Origin of the sequence: Salmonella enterica subsp. diarizonae (assembly GCF_008692785.1) — a bacterium.
GTDB lineage: Bacteria > Pseudomonadota > Gammaproteobacteria > Enterobacterales > Enterobacteriaceae > Salmonella > Salmonella diarizonae.
This window is the reverse complement of sequence record NZ_VXJV01000005.1, coordinates 361,904-375,494: the sequence shown is the minus strand read 5'-3', so window position 1 is coordinate 375,494 and position 13,591 is coordinate 361,904. Positions and strand designations below refer to the sequence as shown.

The following is a 13,591-nucleotide window of genomic DNA, read 5'->3' as shown; positions in this document are numbered from 1 at the left end:
TCACCGATAAGCGTTGTACGGATGGGGTATCGCCAAGCGGTAAGGCACCGGTTTTTGATACCGGCATTCCCTGGTTCGAATCCAGGTACCCCAGCCATATTTCTTCGAGTTTGCGGTTCACCGCGACGGTATTGGGGTATCGCCAAGCGGTAAGGCACCGGTTTTTGATACCGGCATTCCCTGGTTCGAATCCAGGTACCCCAGCCATCGAAGAAATTATCTGGCTACGTAGCTCAGTTGGTTAGAGCACATCACTCATAATGATGGGGTCACAGGTTCGAATCCCGTCGTAGCCACCATATTGAGGAACATCGGGTTCGCCCGCTAATCCGAAAACAATTTGTTGAAGTATTAGCCACCGGTTCGATTCCGGTATGATTACTGATACTAAATTGGGGTATCGCCAAGCGGTAAGGCACCGGATTCTGATTCCGGCATTCCGAGGTTCGAATCCTCGTACCCCAGCCACATTTAAAAGCCGTTCATTTCGATGAGCGCCACCGTTGGGGTATCTCCAGGCTGTAAGGCGTCGGGCTGAGTCAGACGCATATGGCGAGATAAACCAACATATCACTGGGGTATCGCCAAGCGGTAAGGCACCGGATTCTGATTCCGGCATTCCGAGGTTCGAATCCTCGTACCCCAGCCACATTTAAAAAGCTCGCTTCGGCGAGCTTTTTGCTTTTCTGGCGACTCGGACTGCCTGATGGCGCTACGCTTATCAGGCCTGCGGGCGAATACAGACCGGGTAAGGTATTGCCGCCACCCGGCATAACACAAACTACAACCCCAGCGCATACTTCAGCGCCTGACGTTTTAGCACGCCTGCGCGCTGCGCCGCCATCAGCCCCATATTGCGTAAAATACGCAGCGGCGGCAGCTCATTGCTGAATCCGGCATAAAACAGATCCATTCCACTTTGCATCATAAAATTATCTGCCATGCGCCGCATCTGATAGCGTTTCAACACCGAATAGCTGGCCCAGGACTCGCCATAGCTACGGGCATTCGCCAGTACATCAATCAACGCATCAACGTCCCGATACCCCAGGTTGACGCCCTGTCCGGCCAGCGGATGAATGGTATGCGCCGCGTCGCCCACCAGCGCCAGCCCCGGTTGCACATACTGCAACGCGTGACGACGGGTTAGCGGAAACGCGCCCGCCGCGACAGGCATCACAGCCCCCAGACGCGCCGGAAAGTGCTGGTTAATTTCCACCTGCAATTGCGTCATCGATAACCCCTGTAGCTGGCGAATACGTGCCGGAGCGTCATACCACACCAGCGACGCCCAGTCGTCAAACAACGGCAAAAAGGCGCGCGGCCCATCCGGCGTAAACTGCTGCCAGGTGCTGTCGCCTGGCGCATTTTCACACTTGACGGTGATAAGCATACACGACTGCGCATATTGCCAGGCGTGGATGCCAATTCCCGCCATTTGCCGAACCTGCGAATTCGCGCCGTCGGCGCCAATCACCAGCTTCGGCGTAATACGTTCGCCGTCGGCCAGTTCCAGCGCATAACCATCATTGTGGCGATGCAACGCCGTTAGTGAAGCCGGAACGTGCAACGTCACACCGGGGTGCGCTTCCAGCGCCTGCCATAGCGCCTGTTGCAGAACGTTGTTCTCTACCATATAGCCCAACAGTGGCAGCTTGAGTTCGGCAGCGTCAAACACCACATGGGCGTTTTCCCACTCCCAGGTTTCCAGTCGCCGATAAGAATGGGTACGCATTCCCTGCACCGCCTCCCAGACGCCCAGCCCCTTGAGCAGCGCTACGGATGCCGCGCTAATAGCCGAAATCCGCACGTCAGGCTGGCTGTCAGCCACAAACGGCGCAGGCGCGGCATGTTCTATTACCATCACCGTAAACCCTTGCTGCGCCAGACCCAGCGCCAGCGCGCCGCCGACCATTCCCCCGCCGACAATGGCAATTTCCGTTGGTTGATTTGTCATGGTCATTCATCCTGTTACGTTTTAGACAAGTTTACAGGATTTTTTACCCATTAGGGCTGACGTCAGTCATACTGGTCACAACCGCGCCAAAGCATTACACTATGCGCCCTGCTTTTCAGCCACTATTTCGCAAGAGCAAGTCGATGACTAAAAAACTCCATATTAAAACCTGGGGCTGTCAGATGAACGAGTACGATTCATCGAAGATGGCCGATCTGCTGGACGCCACCCACGGGTATCAACTGACCGACGTGGCGGAAGAGGCGGATGTGCTGCTGTTGAATACCTGCTCAATCCGCGAGAAGGCTCAGGAAAAAGTCTTCCATCAATTAGGTCGCTGGAGACTGTTAAAAGAGAAGAATCCCGATCTGATTATCGGCGTCGGCGGCTGCGTGGCTTCCCAGGAAGGCGAACACATTCGTCAACGCGCCCATTACGTCGACATTATTTTTGGTCCGCAAACCCTGCACCGCCTGCCGGAGATGATTAACTCCGTGCGCGGCGACCGCAGCCCGGTGGTAGATATCAGCTTCCCGGAAATCGAGAAGTTCGACCGTCTGCCGGAACCGCGCGCAGAAGGCCCGACCGCTTTCGTTTCCATCATGGAAGGCTGCAATAAATATTGTACTTACTGCGTAGTGCCGTATACCCGCGGTGAAGAAGTCAGCCGTCCCTCAGACGATATCCTGTTTGAAATCGCCCAGTTAGCCGCGCAGGGCGTGCGTGAAGTCAACCTGCTTGGCCAGAACGTTAACGCCTGGCGCGGAGAAAACTACGACGGCACCACCGGCACCTTTGCCGATTTGCTGCGTCTGGTTGCCGCCATCGACGGCATTGACCGTATTCGCTTTACCACCAGCCATCCGATTGAGTTCACTGACGATATTATCGAGGTGTACCGCGATACGCCGGAACTGGTCAGTTTCCTGCATCTGCCGGTACAGAGCGGTTCCGATCGCGTGCTGAATCTGATGGGGCGCACCCATACTGCGCTGGAATATAAAGCAATCATCCGTAAACTGCGCGCGGCGCGGTCGGACATTCAGATAAGCTCTGACTTTATCGTCGGTTTCCCTGGCGAAACTACCGTTGATTTCGAAAAAACTATGAAGCTTATCGCCGACGTTAACTTTGATATGAGCTACAGCTTCATCTTCTCTGCGCGTCCGGGAACGCCGGCTGCCGATATGGTTGATGACGTACCGGAAGAAGAGAAGAAGCAGCGTCTGTATATTCTGCAAGAGCGTATCAATCAGCAGGCAATGGCGTGGAGCCGCCGTATGCTCGGCACGACACAGCGCATTCTGGTGGAAGGCACGTCGCGTAAAAATATTATGGAGCTGTCTGGCCGTACCGAAAACAACCGGGTGGTGAACTTTGAAGGCACGCCGGAGATGATTGGTAAGTTTGTCGATGTGGAAATTACCGACGTCTATCCGAACTCCCTGCGCGGGAAAGTGGTGCGCACTGAAGATGAAATGGGGCTGCGCGTCGCTGAAACGCCGGAGTCCGTCATTGCCCGTACCCGTAAAGAAAATGAGCTGGGCGTAGGATTCTACCAGCCTTAATCCTGCAGGAAAGACAATAAGGCCCGATGACGCTGCGCTTATCGGGCCTGGTGATCATGGCCCGTCGCCCGACGGGCCTTGCAATTTTCCCTCTTCATCCCCATCTTCATTGCAATGCTTGCGCCTTTACCCACTGGCGTGAATAATTTCCTTACAGGCCGGTAACCATCCGTTGTCCGGCGATACAGATACAAGAGGAACGGTTTGAATATAGACACTCGCGAAATTACCCTTGAGCCCGCAGACAACGCCCGTCTATTGAGCCTTTGCGGGCCGTTTGATGACAATATTAAACAGCTCGAACGTCGTCTCGGTATTGAAATCAACCGCCGTGACAATCACTTTAAACTGACCGGTCGTCCGATTTGCGTGACCGCGGCGACAGATATTTTGCGAAGCCTGTATGTCGATACCGCTCCGATGCGCGGCCAGACTCAGGATATCGAACCGGAACAAATTCACCTGGCGATTAAAGAAGCGCGGGTGCTGGAACAGAGCGCGGAAAGCGTGCCTGACTATGGCAAAGCTATCAATATCAAAACCAAGCGCGGCGTAATTAAACCGCGTACGCCGAACCAGGCGCAGTACATCGCCAATATTCTCGATCATGACATTACCTTCGGCGTCGGCCCGGCGGGTACCGGTAAAACTTATCTTGCGGTCGCCGCTGCGGTAGACGCCCTGGAGCGCCAGGAGATTCGCCGTATTCTTCTGACTCGTCCGGCGGTGGAAGCCGGGGAAAAACTGGGCTTTCTGCCGGGCGATTTAAGCCAGAAGGTGGACCCGTACCTGCGTCCGCTGTATGACGCGCTGTTCGAAATGCTCGGCTTTGAAAAAGTCGAGAAGCTTATCGAGCGCAATGTGATTGAAGTCGCGCCGCTGGCCTATATGCGCGGACGCACGTTAAACGACGCCTTTATCATTCTGGATGAAAGCCAGAACACCACTATCGAACAGATGAAGATGTTCCTGACGCGTATCGGCTTTAACTCGAAAGCAGTAATCACCGGCGACGTGACGCAGATTGACCTACCGCGTAATACCAAATCCGGCTTGCGTCATGCCATTGAAGTGCTGGCGGAAGTAGATGAAATCAGTTTCAACTTCTTCCACAGCGAAGACGTGGTGCGCCATCCGGTCGTTGCCCGCATTGTTAACGCCTATGAAGCCTGGGAAGAGGCCGAACAAAAACGCAAAGCGGCGCAGGCGGCGGAGCGTAAGCGTGAAGCCCAGGAGCAGGAACAGAAATGAGCCAGGTGATCCTCGATTTACAGTTGGCCTGTGAAAACCACGCGGGCCTGCCGGATGAAGCTCAGTTTCAACGCTGGCTGGACGGCGTTATTCCGCAGTTTCAGGAAGAGGCGGAAGTCACAATCCGTCTGGTGGATGAGGCCGAAAGCCACGACCTTAATTTGACGTACCGCGGGAAAGATAAACCCACTAATGTTCTCTCCTTCCCGTTTGAAGCGCCCCCAGGCATTGAAATGCCGCTACTGGGCGATCTGATTATTTGCCGTCAGGTCGTGGAGCAGGAAGCGCAGGAGCAGCGCAAGCCGCTGGAGGCGCACTGGGCGCACATGGTCGTGCACGGTAGCCTGCATTTGCTGGGTTACGATCATATCGACGATGACGAGGCGGAAGAGATGGAGTCTCTCGAAACGGAGATTATGCTTGCTATGGGCTATGAGGATCCGTACATTGCCGAGAAGGAATAGGATGCCGAAATCTTGCAGGCCGGAGCATCCGGCACAATGCCTGATGCTCCGGCCTACCTGTATCACACCGCCATGTGCTGAATTTACGCGCATGTGCAACACATTAACTAACATGAGAACCCATACGACGCCATGAGCGACGACAATTCACACAGTAGTGACACAGTAAACAGTAAAAAGGGATTTTTTTCCCTACTACTCAGCCAGCTTTTCCACGGTGAACCTAAAAACCGTGATGAGTTGCTGGCGCTGATCCGTGATTCCGGGCAGAACGAGCTTATCGATGAAGATACGCGCGATATGCTCGAAGGGGTAATGGACATCGCCGACCAGCGCGTTCGCGATATTATGATCCCACGCTCCCAGATGATTACCCTGAAACGCAACCAGACGCTGGACGAATGTCTCGATGTTATCATCGAGTCCGCCCACTCGCGTTTTCCGGTGATCAGCGAAGATAAAGATCACATTGAAGGGATTCTGATGGCCAAAGATTTGCTGCCGTTTATGCGCAGCGATGCCGAAGCCTTCAGCATGGACAAAGTGTTACGCCCCGCCGTTGTCGTACCGGAGAGCAAACGCGTCGATCGTATGCTCAAGGAGTTCCGCTCCCAGCGTTACCATATGGCGATCGTGATTGATGAGTTCGGCGGCGTTTCCGGCCTCGTGACTATCGAAGACATCCTCGAACTGATTGTCGGTGAAATTGAAGATGAGTATGACGAAGAAGACGATATCGACTTCCGTCAGCTTAGCCGCCATACCTGGACGATTCGCGCGCTGGCGTCAATTGAAGACTTCAATGACGCTTTCGGCACCCACTTCAGCGATGAAGAAGTCGATACCATCGGCGGGCTGGTGATGCAGGCGTTCGGTCATTTACCGGCCCGCGGCGAAACCATTGACATTGATGGTTACCAGTTCAAAGTGGCGATGGCCGATAGTCGCCGTATCATTCAGGTGCATGTCAGAATCCCGGATGACTCGCCCCAGCCAAAACTGAACGAATAACAGCAATAGTGGACTAAAAATGGCATTTGCCTCGTTAATTGAACGCCAGCGTCTTCGCCTGCTGCTGGCGTTATTATTCGGCGCCTGCGGAACACTGGCTTTCTCTCCGTATGACGTCTGGCCCGCAGCGATAGTGTCGCTTATCGGGCTGCAGGCCTTAACGTTCAATCGCCGCCCGCTCCAGTCTGCCGCCATCGGCTATTGCTGGGGACTCGGACTTTTCGGTAGCGGGATTAACTGGGTTTATGTCAGTATCGCGCAGTTTGGCGGAATGCCGGGTCCGGTTAACGTTTTTCTGGTGGTGCTGCTTGCAGCTTATCTCTCGCTGTATACCGGACTGTTTGCCGGGATTTTGTCGCGCCTGTGGCCAAAAACCAACTGGCTGCGCGTCGCTATCGCCGCGCCTGCAATATGGCAAATCACCGAATTTTTACGCGGCTGGGTGCTGACCGGCTTCCCCTGGCTGCAATTTGGCTATAGTCAGGTCGACGGCCCGCTAAAAGGTCTGGCGCCGGTGATGGGCGTCGAAGCGATCAACTTCCTGCTGATGATGGTCAGCGGTCTGTTAGCGCTGGCATTGGCGACGCGGAACTGGCGTCCGCTGGCTGTCGCCGTGATTCTGTTTGCTCTGCCCTTTCCGCTACGCTATATCCAGTGGTTTACGCTGGAACCGGCCAAAACGACCCAGGTATCGCTGGTACAGGGCGATATCCCGCAGTCGCTGAAGTGGGACGAAAACCAGCTACTGAATACGCTAAAAATCTATCTCAACGAAACCCGACCAGAGTTAGGCAAATCACAAATTATTATCTGGCCGGAGTCGGCGATTCCGGATCTCGAAATCAATCAGCAGCCCTTCCTTCGTTCGCTGGACGAGATGTTACGCGAAAAAAATAGCACGCTGATCACCGGTATTGTCGATGCGCGTCTCAATAAACAGAATCGATACGACACCTACAATACGATTATCACGCTGGGCAAGGATAATCCATACAGTTATGACTCGCCCAATCGCTACAATAAAAATCACCTTGTGCCCTTTGGCGAGTTTGTTCCGCTGGAGTCTATCCTGCGTCCGCTGGCGCCGTTCTTCGATCTGCCCATGTCCTCCTTTAGCCGTGGCCCTTATATCCAGCCGCAGTTACATGCGCACGACTATAAGCTGACGGCGGCAATCTGTTATGAAATAATTCTTGGCGAACAGGTGCGGGATAACTTCCGCCCGGACACCGACTATCTGCTGACTATTTCTAACGACGCCTGGTTTGGTAAGTCCATTGGCCCGTGGCAACATTTCCAGATGGCGCGGATGCGTTCGCTGGAGCTGGCGCGTCCGTTGCTGCGCAGTACTAATAACGGTATTACGGCGGTGATTGGCCCGCAGGGCGAAATCCAGGCGATGATCCCGCAGTTCACTCGCCAGGTACTGACAACCAACGTCACGCCAACCACAGGTTTAACCCCCTATGCCCGTACCGGCAACTGGCCGCTATGGATACTGACCGCGCTGTTTGCTTTTGGCGCGGTGGTAATGAGTCTGCGGCAACGGCGGAAATAATCTCTCCCCAGGCCGGATGGCGCTTCGCTTATCCGGCCTGGAAATCCCCCTTTTACCCTATTCTGGCACGTCTATTGCTTTGTTATACATGACAAACCTGTTCGGGCTGCTTGTGCAACCGGGTCGCACCAAAATCGATCGTCGGTAGCACCTGAACGGTGCAATGTAGGATTTTTGCCTCTGAACGGTGCGGCGCACTTCGCAAAAATAAACAATATCGCAGCAAAATATTTACAACAAGCCACACTAAATGTTAACAAACACATATAACACTGCACGCGCAAGTTGCAGGCAATAACAACATCACAATAGCTATCAATGCGTCGACGGCGCAGATGATAAAGGAGTTGGATATGCAATTACGTAAGCTAACCACAGCAATGCTGGTCATGGGACTGTCTGCGGGCCTTGCGCACGCAGAAGATAGCGCCCCTGCCGCTGGTAGCACCCTGGATAAGATCGCTAAAAATGGCGTGATCGTCGTCGGGCATCGCGAATCATCTGTGCCCTTTTCTTATTACGACAACCAGCAGAAAGTGGTCGGCTATTCCCAGGACTACTCCAACGCCATTGTGGAAGCGGTAAAAAAGAAACTTAACAAGCCCGATCTGCAGGTGAAGCTGATCCCGATCACCTCGCAAAACCGTATTCCGCTGTTGCAAAACGGAACGTTCGATTTTGAATGCGGTTCAACGACTAATAACCTTGAACGCCAGAAACAGGCTGCCTTCTCCGATACGATTTTCGTCGTCGGCACGCGACTGCTGACTAAAAAAGGCGGCGATATTAAAGATTTCCCGGACCTGAAAGGGAAAGCGGTCGTCGTAACCTCCGGGACGACCTCTGAAATTCTGCTGCATAAGCTTAACGAAGAGCAAAAGATGGATATGCGCATTATTAGCGCGAAAGACCACGGTGACTCGTTCCGCACCCTGGAAAGCGGTCGCGCTGTCGCCTTTATGATGGATGACGCGTTGCTGGCCGGCGAGCGCGCCAAAGCGAAGAAACCGGATAACTGGGAGATTGTCGGTAAACCGCAGTCCCAGGAAGCCTACGGCTGTATGCTGCGTAAAAACGATCCGCAATTCAAAAAGTTAATGGATGACACTATCGCCCAGGCGCAAACCTCCGGCGAAGCGGCGAAGTGGTTTGATAAGTGGTTTAAAAATCCGATCCCCCCGAAAAATCTGAACATGAATTTCGAGTTGTCTGACGAGATGAAAGCCCTGTTCAAAGCACCGAATGATAAAGCGCTTAACTAACTAAAACTAAATGGGGCGGGACCTCCTGTCCTCTCGATTGTCGCTCAGCACGGACAGACTATAAGCCTAATGGTCGTTCCCCATCGGGCCTGAAACCGCAAATCGCCGGGCAACAATCTTCGAGGGTAGCGCTGCTACCCTTTTTTTTCGGAGTAGATGTATGTCAATAGACTGGAACTGGGGTATTTTTTTACAAGAAGCCCCCTTCGGCAACACCACCTATCTTGGCTGGCTATGGAGTGGTTTTCAGGTCACCGTAGCCCTTTCGATTACCGCCTGGATTATCGCTTTCCTGGTAGGATCTATTTTCGGCATTTTACGTACCGTTCCCAACCGTTTCCTCTCCGGACTGGGCACATTGTACGTAGAACTGTTCCGTAACGTGCCACTGATCGTGCAATTCTTCACCTGGTACCTGGTGGTGCCTGAACTGTTGCCGGAAGATCTTGGCATGTGGTTTAAGGCGGAACTCGATCCCAATATTCAGTTTTTCCTCTCCTCAATGATCTGTCTGGGACTGTTTACCGCCGCCCGCGTTTGCGAACAGGTGCGCGCCGCTATTCAGTCTCTGCCTCGCGGACAGAAGAACGCGGCGCTGGCGATGGGGCTAACGCTGCCGCAGGCTTATCGCTATGTCCTGCTGCCGAATGCCTATCGCGTTATTGTGCCGCCAATGACGTCAGAGATGATGAATCTGGTGAAAAACTCAGCTATCGCCTCAACCATCGGTCTGGTGGATATGGCGGCGCAGGCAGGCAAACTGTTGGATTACTCGGCGCACGCCTGGGAATCCTTCACCGCCATTACGCTGGCCTATGTGCTGATTAACGCCGTTATCATGCTGGTCATGAGCCTGGTTGAACGCAAAGTCCGCCTGCCGGGCAACGTGGGGAGCAAATAATGTACGAATTTGACTGGAGTTCGATTATCCCCTCACTGCCTTACCTGCTGGCCGGGTTGGTCATCACGCTGAAGATCACCGTCACCGCCGTTGTCGTGGGGATAGTCTGGGGAACCATTCTGGCCGTCATGCGCCTCTCAAGCTTTGCCCCCATCGCCTGGTTTGCTAAAGCGTATGTTAACGTTTTCCGTTCCATCCCGTTGGTCATGGTCTTACTGTGGTTCTATCTGATTGTACCCGGCTTTCTGCAAAACGTGCTGGGGCTATCGCCGAAAACCGATATCCGCCTGATCTCCGCGATGGTGGCATTCTCCATGTTTGAAGCGGCCTACTATTCCGAGATTATTCGCGCCGGTATTCAAAGTATTTCCCGCGGGCAGTCCAGCGCGGCGCTGGCGCTGGGGATGACCCACTGGCAGTCGATGAAGCTAATTATTCTGCCGCAGGCGTTTCGGGCGATGGTGCCGCTGTTGCTTACGCAGGGCATTGTGCTATTTCAGGACACCTCTTTAGTTTATGTACTAAGCCTGGCGGACTTCTTCCGCACCGCGTCTACTATCGGCGAGCGTGACGGTACTCAGGTCGAAATGATTCTGTTCGCCGGCGCCGTTTATTTTGTTATCAGCCTGAGCGCGTCGTTGCTGGTCAGCTATTTGAAGAAAAGGACAGTTTAATGATTACCCTGAAAAATGTTTCAAAATGGTATGGTCACTTTCAGGTGCTGACCGATTGTTCAACAGAAGTGAAAAAAGGCGAAGTGGTGGTAGTCTGCGGGCCATCGGGTTCCGGTAAATCCACGCTGATTAAGACCGTCAACGGTCTGGAACCGGTGCAAAAAGGCGAAATTACCGTTAACGGCATTATTGTGAACGACAAAAAAACCGACCTGGCGAAACTGCGTTCCCGCGTGGGCATGGTATTCCAGCACTTCGAGCTGTTTCCCCACCTGTCGATCATCGAAAACCTGACGCTGGCGCAGGTGAAAGTGCTGAAACGCGATAAGGCCGCCGCCCGCGATAAAGGGCTCAAGCTGCTGGAGCGCGTTGGGCTCTCGGCGCACGCCAATAAATATCCCGCCCAGCTTTCCGGCGGTCAGCAGCAGCGCGTGGCGATTGCCCGCGCGCTGTGTATGGACCCCATTGCCATGTTATTCGATGAACCTACTTCCGCGCTCGATCCGGAAATGATCAACGAGGTGCTGGACGTCATGGTCGAACTGGCCCATGAAGGCATGACCATGATGGTAGTGACGCACGAAATGGGTTTTGCCCGTAAAGTGGCTAACCGGGTAATCTTTATGGATGAAGGAAAAATCGTCGAAGATTCGCCAAAAGAGGAGTTCTTCGCTAACCCCAGTTCCGATCGCGCAAAAGATTTCCTTGCGAAAATCCTGCACTAATTTTCCCGGCGCGCATGTCAGAGTGCGCGCTATCTCACGCTTTACCTCTTCGCTTCTCGAAACGTATCCAGCCGAGCGTTAACCTTGTCACAAAGTACCACTTACAAGGAGCCATAATGGCACTGCCCATTATTATTGATTGCGATCCGGGTCATGATGACGCGATCGCCCTCGTTCTCGCCCTCGCCTCCCCTGAACTGGAAGTGAAAGCGATCACCTCTTCCGCCGGCAACCAGACGCCGGAGAAGACCCTGCGCAACGTACTGCGGATGCTGACGCTGCTCAAACGCCCGGATATTCCAGTGGCGGGCGGCGCGGTGAAACCTCTCATGCGCGAACTGATTATCGCCGATAACGTTCACGGCGAAAGCGGTCTTGACGGCCCGGCGCTGCCCGAGCCGTCATTCGCCCCGCAAAGCGGCACTGCCGTTGAGCTGATGGCAAAAACACTGCGCGAAAGCTCACAGCCAGTCACCATCGTCTCCACTGGCCCACAGACCAACGTGGCGCTGCTGCTGAATAGCCATCCTGAACTGCATACGAAAATCGCCCGCATTGTGATCATGGGCGGCGCGATGGCGCTGGGTAACTGGACACCCGCTGCGGAATTTAATATTTACGTCGACCCGGAGGCCGCCGAAATTGTCTTCCAGTCAGGCATTCCGGTGGTGATGGCCGGGCTGGACGTCACCCATAAGGCGCAGATTCACGCCGCCGATATCGAGCGTTTCCGCGACATCGGCAATCCAATTTCGACGATCGTGGCTGAACTACTCGACTTCTTCTTTGAATATCACAAAGACGAAAAATGGGGATTTGTCGGCGCGCCGCTGCACGATCCGTGTACGATAGCCTGGCTATTAAAACCAGAGCTTTTCACGACGATTGAACGCTGGGTCGGCGTCGAAACGCAGGGAAAATATACTCAGGGAATGACGGTGGTGGATTATTATTTCCTGACCGGGAATAAACCTAACGCCATGGTGATGGTCGATGTCGACCGGCAAGGATTTGTCGATCTGCTGGCTGAGCGGCTGAAGTTTTACGCGTAATATTTGCCGGATGGCAGCTTCGCCATATCCGGCCTACGTGAACGATTTTTGGTAGGCCGGATAAGACGCACCGGCGCTCTTCCACTCACGGCTCAAACGGTCTTCTCTGAAACTGGTCATGACCGCATTTCGGGCACAGCGGCAGCACATCCGGCGTATAAACCGCTAAATGGAAGTGGCACTTCTCGCATACCAGATTGCCCAGCCCCACTACCTCTCCGCTGTGATAAACCCCATGGTGATTGAGATCCTGAAAAACCTCACGCCACTCCAGCTGGGTTTTATCGGTAATATCCGCCAGCTCCTGCCACAGACTCTCTTTAATGACCCGCATAAAGACGCTGTCGTCCTGACTCTCTTCGTAGCTCATGGCGAACTCTTCCAGATCGCGTCTGACGGCGCGCGTCAGTTCGTCTACTTCGGTTCGCGTTAACTCCCCTGTTTGCATCACACGCTGGCGCGCCTGCTCCACCAGCGCATCAATGTCGCGCTCGCCATTGCGTAAACGCTCGCTTAATGAAGCCACCAGTTCACGGTAATACTGAGCAACTTTATTCATCACTTCGTCTCCCGGATCGTTAACTGCCTATAATAATAGACCTTATTTACGTTACGCTTTGCAAGACTGCCCACAGAGTCTGTAAATTCTTGTCAGGCTGACGCGCATCGCCTACCCCCTGCCTGATTCGCCCTATTTATAAACTTCGCCATGAAAAGGCACATCGCAGATTGCGAATTTATGGCCAAACGGCACGTCCTGACGTAACACAGCGCTTATCACGCGTTCATCAATAAACATCGTGGCGGTTTCGTCAGCCTTGAGCGCCATGATAGTCGTCACAACGCCATCTTAAGGGTGAATCATTACCGTATTTTTTTTCACGGGTCACTCCTTTGCTATAGTCCTGCTTTCCCTAATCAACAGGCATGTTATTTTTTAACAGGCTGTTTTATATGATTTTATTTTGAGTGATTTGCCAGATGGCGGAAGGAAATACGGCAATTTGCTGCAGTCGTGCCACATTTTGCATCATCGCTTCATGCGCGCCAGACGCGACAAATGTGCTAACCCCTGTTTTGGCGCGGGCGTTTGGGCTATGCTATGCGGATCTAAACACCACCTCTAAAGCTACATTTGTAGCTGTATTGAAAACAGGACTACTGGCTG

At 53.6% G+C, this 13,591-nt stretch carries 12 protein-coding genes, 5 tRNA genes and 1 pseudogene; 15 read left to right on the top strand and 3 right to left on the bottom strand.

Annotated elements, in window-relative coordinates:
• Window positions 1–22: 22 nt before the first annotated feature.
• From F4V72_RS13005 to F4V72_RS12985, 5 genes are all read left to right on the top strand, one after another.
• Window positions 23–97: transfer RNA gene (locus tag F4V72_RS13005), tRNA-Gln, on the top strand.
• A gap of 35 nt (window positions 98–132) precedes the next feature.
• Window positions 133–207 (top strand) — tRNA-Gln (locus F4V72_RS13000).
• Window positions 208–222: 15 nt separating this feature from the next.
• Window positions 223–299: transfer RNA gene (locus F4V72_RS12995), tRNA-Met, on the top strand.
• A gap of 94 nt (window positions 300–393) precedes the next feature.
• Window positions 394–468, top strand: a tRNA-Gln gene (locus F4V72_RS12990).
• A gap of 106 nt (window positions 469–574) precedes the next feature.
• Window positions 575–649, top strand: a tRNA-Gln gene (locus tag F4V72_RS12985).
• Window positions 650–781: 132 nt separating this feature from the next.
• Here F4V72_RS12985 and ubiF read toward each other — a convergent pair.
• Window positions 782–1,957 (bottom strand): 3-demethoxyubiquinol 3-hydroxylase, encoded by a 1,176-nt coding sequence (gene ubiF / locus F4V72_RS12980; protein ID WP_053508392.1) that lies wholly within the window; start codon window positions 1,955–1,957, stop codon window positions 782–784.
• 143 nt (window positions 1,958–2,100) lie between these two features.
• Here ubiF and miaB point away from each other — a divergent pair, with 143 nt between their 5' ends.
• The 10 genes from miaB (at window position 2,101) to rihA (ending at window position 12,423) form a co-directional block, all read left to right on the top strand.
• Window positions 2,101–3,525 (top strand): tRNA (N6-isopentenyl adenosine(37)-C2)-methylthiotransferase MiaB, encoded by a 1,425-nt coding sequence (gene miaB, locus F4V72_RS12975; RefSeq protein ID WP_121767824.1) that lies wholly within the window; start codon window positions 2,101–2,103, stop codon window positions 3,523–3,525.
• Window positions 3,526–3,729: 204 nt separating this feature from the next.
• Window positions 3,730–4,776: a PhoH family protein gene (locus F4V72_RS12970; RefSeq protein ID WP_053508396.1), complete on the top strand. Its 1,047-nt coding sequence runs from the start codon at window positions 3,730–3,732 to the stop codon at window positions 4,774–4,776.
• Window positions 4,773–5,240, top strand: coding sequence for an rRNA maturation RNase YbeY (gene ybeY / locus F4V72_RS12965; RefSeq protein ID WP_053508398.1), 468 nt, complete (start codon window positions 4,773–4,775; stop codon window positions 5,238–5,240). The genes F4V72_RS12970 and ybeY overlap by 4 nt, the downstream gene beginning before the upstream one ends.
• Window positions 5,241–5,372: 132 nt before the next feature.
• On the top strand, window positions 5,373–6,251 hold the full coding sequence (gene corC / locus F4V72_RS12960; RefSeq protein ID WP_053508400.1) for a CNNM family magnesium/cobalt transport protein CorC: 879 nt from the start codon (window positions 5,373–5,375) through the stop codon (window positions 6,249–6,251).
• Between the two features lie 19 nt (window positions 6,252–6,270).
• A complete protein-coding gene (lnt, locus tag F4V72_RS12955; protein WP_053508402.1) occupies window positions 6,271–7,809 on the top strand; it encodes an apolipoprotein N-acyltransferase in 1,539 nt (512 codons plus the stop codon).
• Between the two features lie 353 nt (window positions 7,810–8,162).
• Window positions 8,163–9,071: an amino acid ABC transporter substrate-binding protein gene (locus F4V72_RS12950; protein WP_053508403.1), complete on the top strand. Its 909-nt coding sequence runs from the start codon at window positions 8,163–8,165 to the stop codon at window positions 9,069–9,071.
• A 160-nt stretch (window positions 9,072–9,231) separates the two neighbouring features.
• Window positions 9,232–9,972: a glutamate/aspartate ABC transporter permease GltJ gene (gltJ, locus tag F4V72_RS12945; protein WP_000020930.1), complete on the top strand. Its 741-nt coding sequence runs from the start codon at window positions 9,232–9,234 to the stop codon at window positions 9,970–9,972.
• A complete protein-coding gene (gene gltK, locus F4V72_RS12940) occupies window positions 9,972–10,646 on the top strand; it encodes a glutamate/aspartate ABC transporter permease GltK (RefSeq protein WP_000272799.1) in 675 nt (224 codons plus the stop codon). Before gltJ ends, gltK begins: the two co-directional genes overlap by 1 nt.
• Window positions 10,646–11,371: a glutamate/aspartate ABC transporter ATP-binding protein GltL gene (gene gltL, locus F4V72_RS12935; protein ID WP_000631371.1), complete on the top strand. Its 726-nt coding sequence runs from the start codon at window positions 10,646–10,648 to the stop codon at window positions 11,369–11,371. The genes gltK and gltL overlap by 1 nt, the downstream gene beginning before the upstream one ends.
• 116 nt (window positions 11,372–11,487) lie before the next feature.
• On the top strand, window positions 11,488–12,423 hold the full coding sequence (rihA, locus tag F4V72_RS12930; RefSeq protein ID WP_063390249.1) for a pyrimidine-specific ribonucleoside hydrolase RihA: 936 nt from the start codon (window positions 11,488–11,490) through the stop codon (window positions 12,421–12,423).
• An 85-nt stretch (window positions 12,424–12,508) separates the two neighbouring features.
• On the opposite strand, the gene F4V72_RS12925 is transcribed toward rihA, so the two are convergent.
• Both F4V72_RS12925 and F4V72_RS12920 read right to left on the bottom strand, forming a co-directional pair.
• Window positions 12,509–12,982, bottom strand: coding sequence for a zinc ribbon-containing protein (locus F4V72_RS12925; protein ID WP_023246821.1), 474 nt, complete (start codon window positions 12,980–12,982; stop codon window positions 12,509–12,511).
• Between the two features lie 135 nt (window positions 12,983–13,117).
• Window positions 13,118–13,306, bottom strand: a pseudogene (locus tag F4V72_RS12920) (UxaA family hydrolase); the annotation flags it as partial.
• Window positions 13,307–13,591: the final 285 nt, after the last annotated feature.

Excerpts from the sequence above, each read along its gene's own strand:
- ubiF (WP_053508392.1), bottom strand. The coding sequence starts at position 1,957 with ATGACAAATCAACCAACGGAAATTGCCATTGTCGGCGGGGGAATGGTC.
- miaB (WP_121767824.1), top strand. The coding sequence starts at position 2,101 with ATGACTAAAAAACTCCATATTAAAACCTGGGGCTGTCAGATGAACGAG.
- ybeY (WP_053508398.1), top strand. The coding sequence starts at position 4,773 with ATGAGCCAGGTGATCCTCGATTTACAGTTGGCCTGTGAAAACCACGCG.
- corC (WP_053508400.1), top strand. The coding sequence starts at position 5,373 with ATGAGCGACGACAATTCACACAGTAGTGACACAGTAAACAGTAAAAAG.
- lnt (WP_053508402.1), top strand. The coding sequence starts at position 6,271 with ATGGCATTTGCCTCGTTAATTGAACGCCAGCGTCTTCGCCTGCTGCTG.
- F4V72_RS12950 (WP_053508403.1), top strand. The coding sequence starts at position 8,163 with ATGCAATTACGTAAGCTAACCACAGCAATGCTGGTCATGGGACTGTCT.
- gltJ (WP_000020930.1), top strand. The coding sequence starts at position 9,232 with ATGTCAATAGACTGGAACTGGGGTATTTTTTTACAAGAAGCCCCCTTC.
- gltK (WP_000272799.1), top strand. The coding sequence starts at position 9,972 with ATGTACGAATTTGACTGGAGTTCGATTATCCCCTCACTGCCTTACCTG.
- gltL (WP_000631371.1), top strand. The coding sequence starts at position 10,646 with ATGATTACCCTGAAAAATGTTTCAAAATGGTATGGTCACTTTCAGGTG.
- rihA (WP_063390249.1), top strand. The coding sequence starts at position 11,488 with ATGGCACTGCCCATTATTATTGATTGCGATCCGGGTCATGATGACGCG.
- F4V72_RS12925 (WP_023246821.1), bottom strand. The coding sequence starts at position 12,982 with ATGAATAAAGTTGCTCAGTATTACCGTGAACTGGTGGCTTCATTAAGC.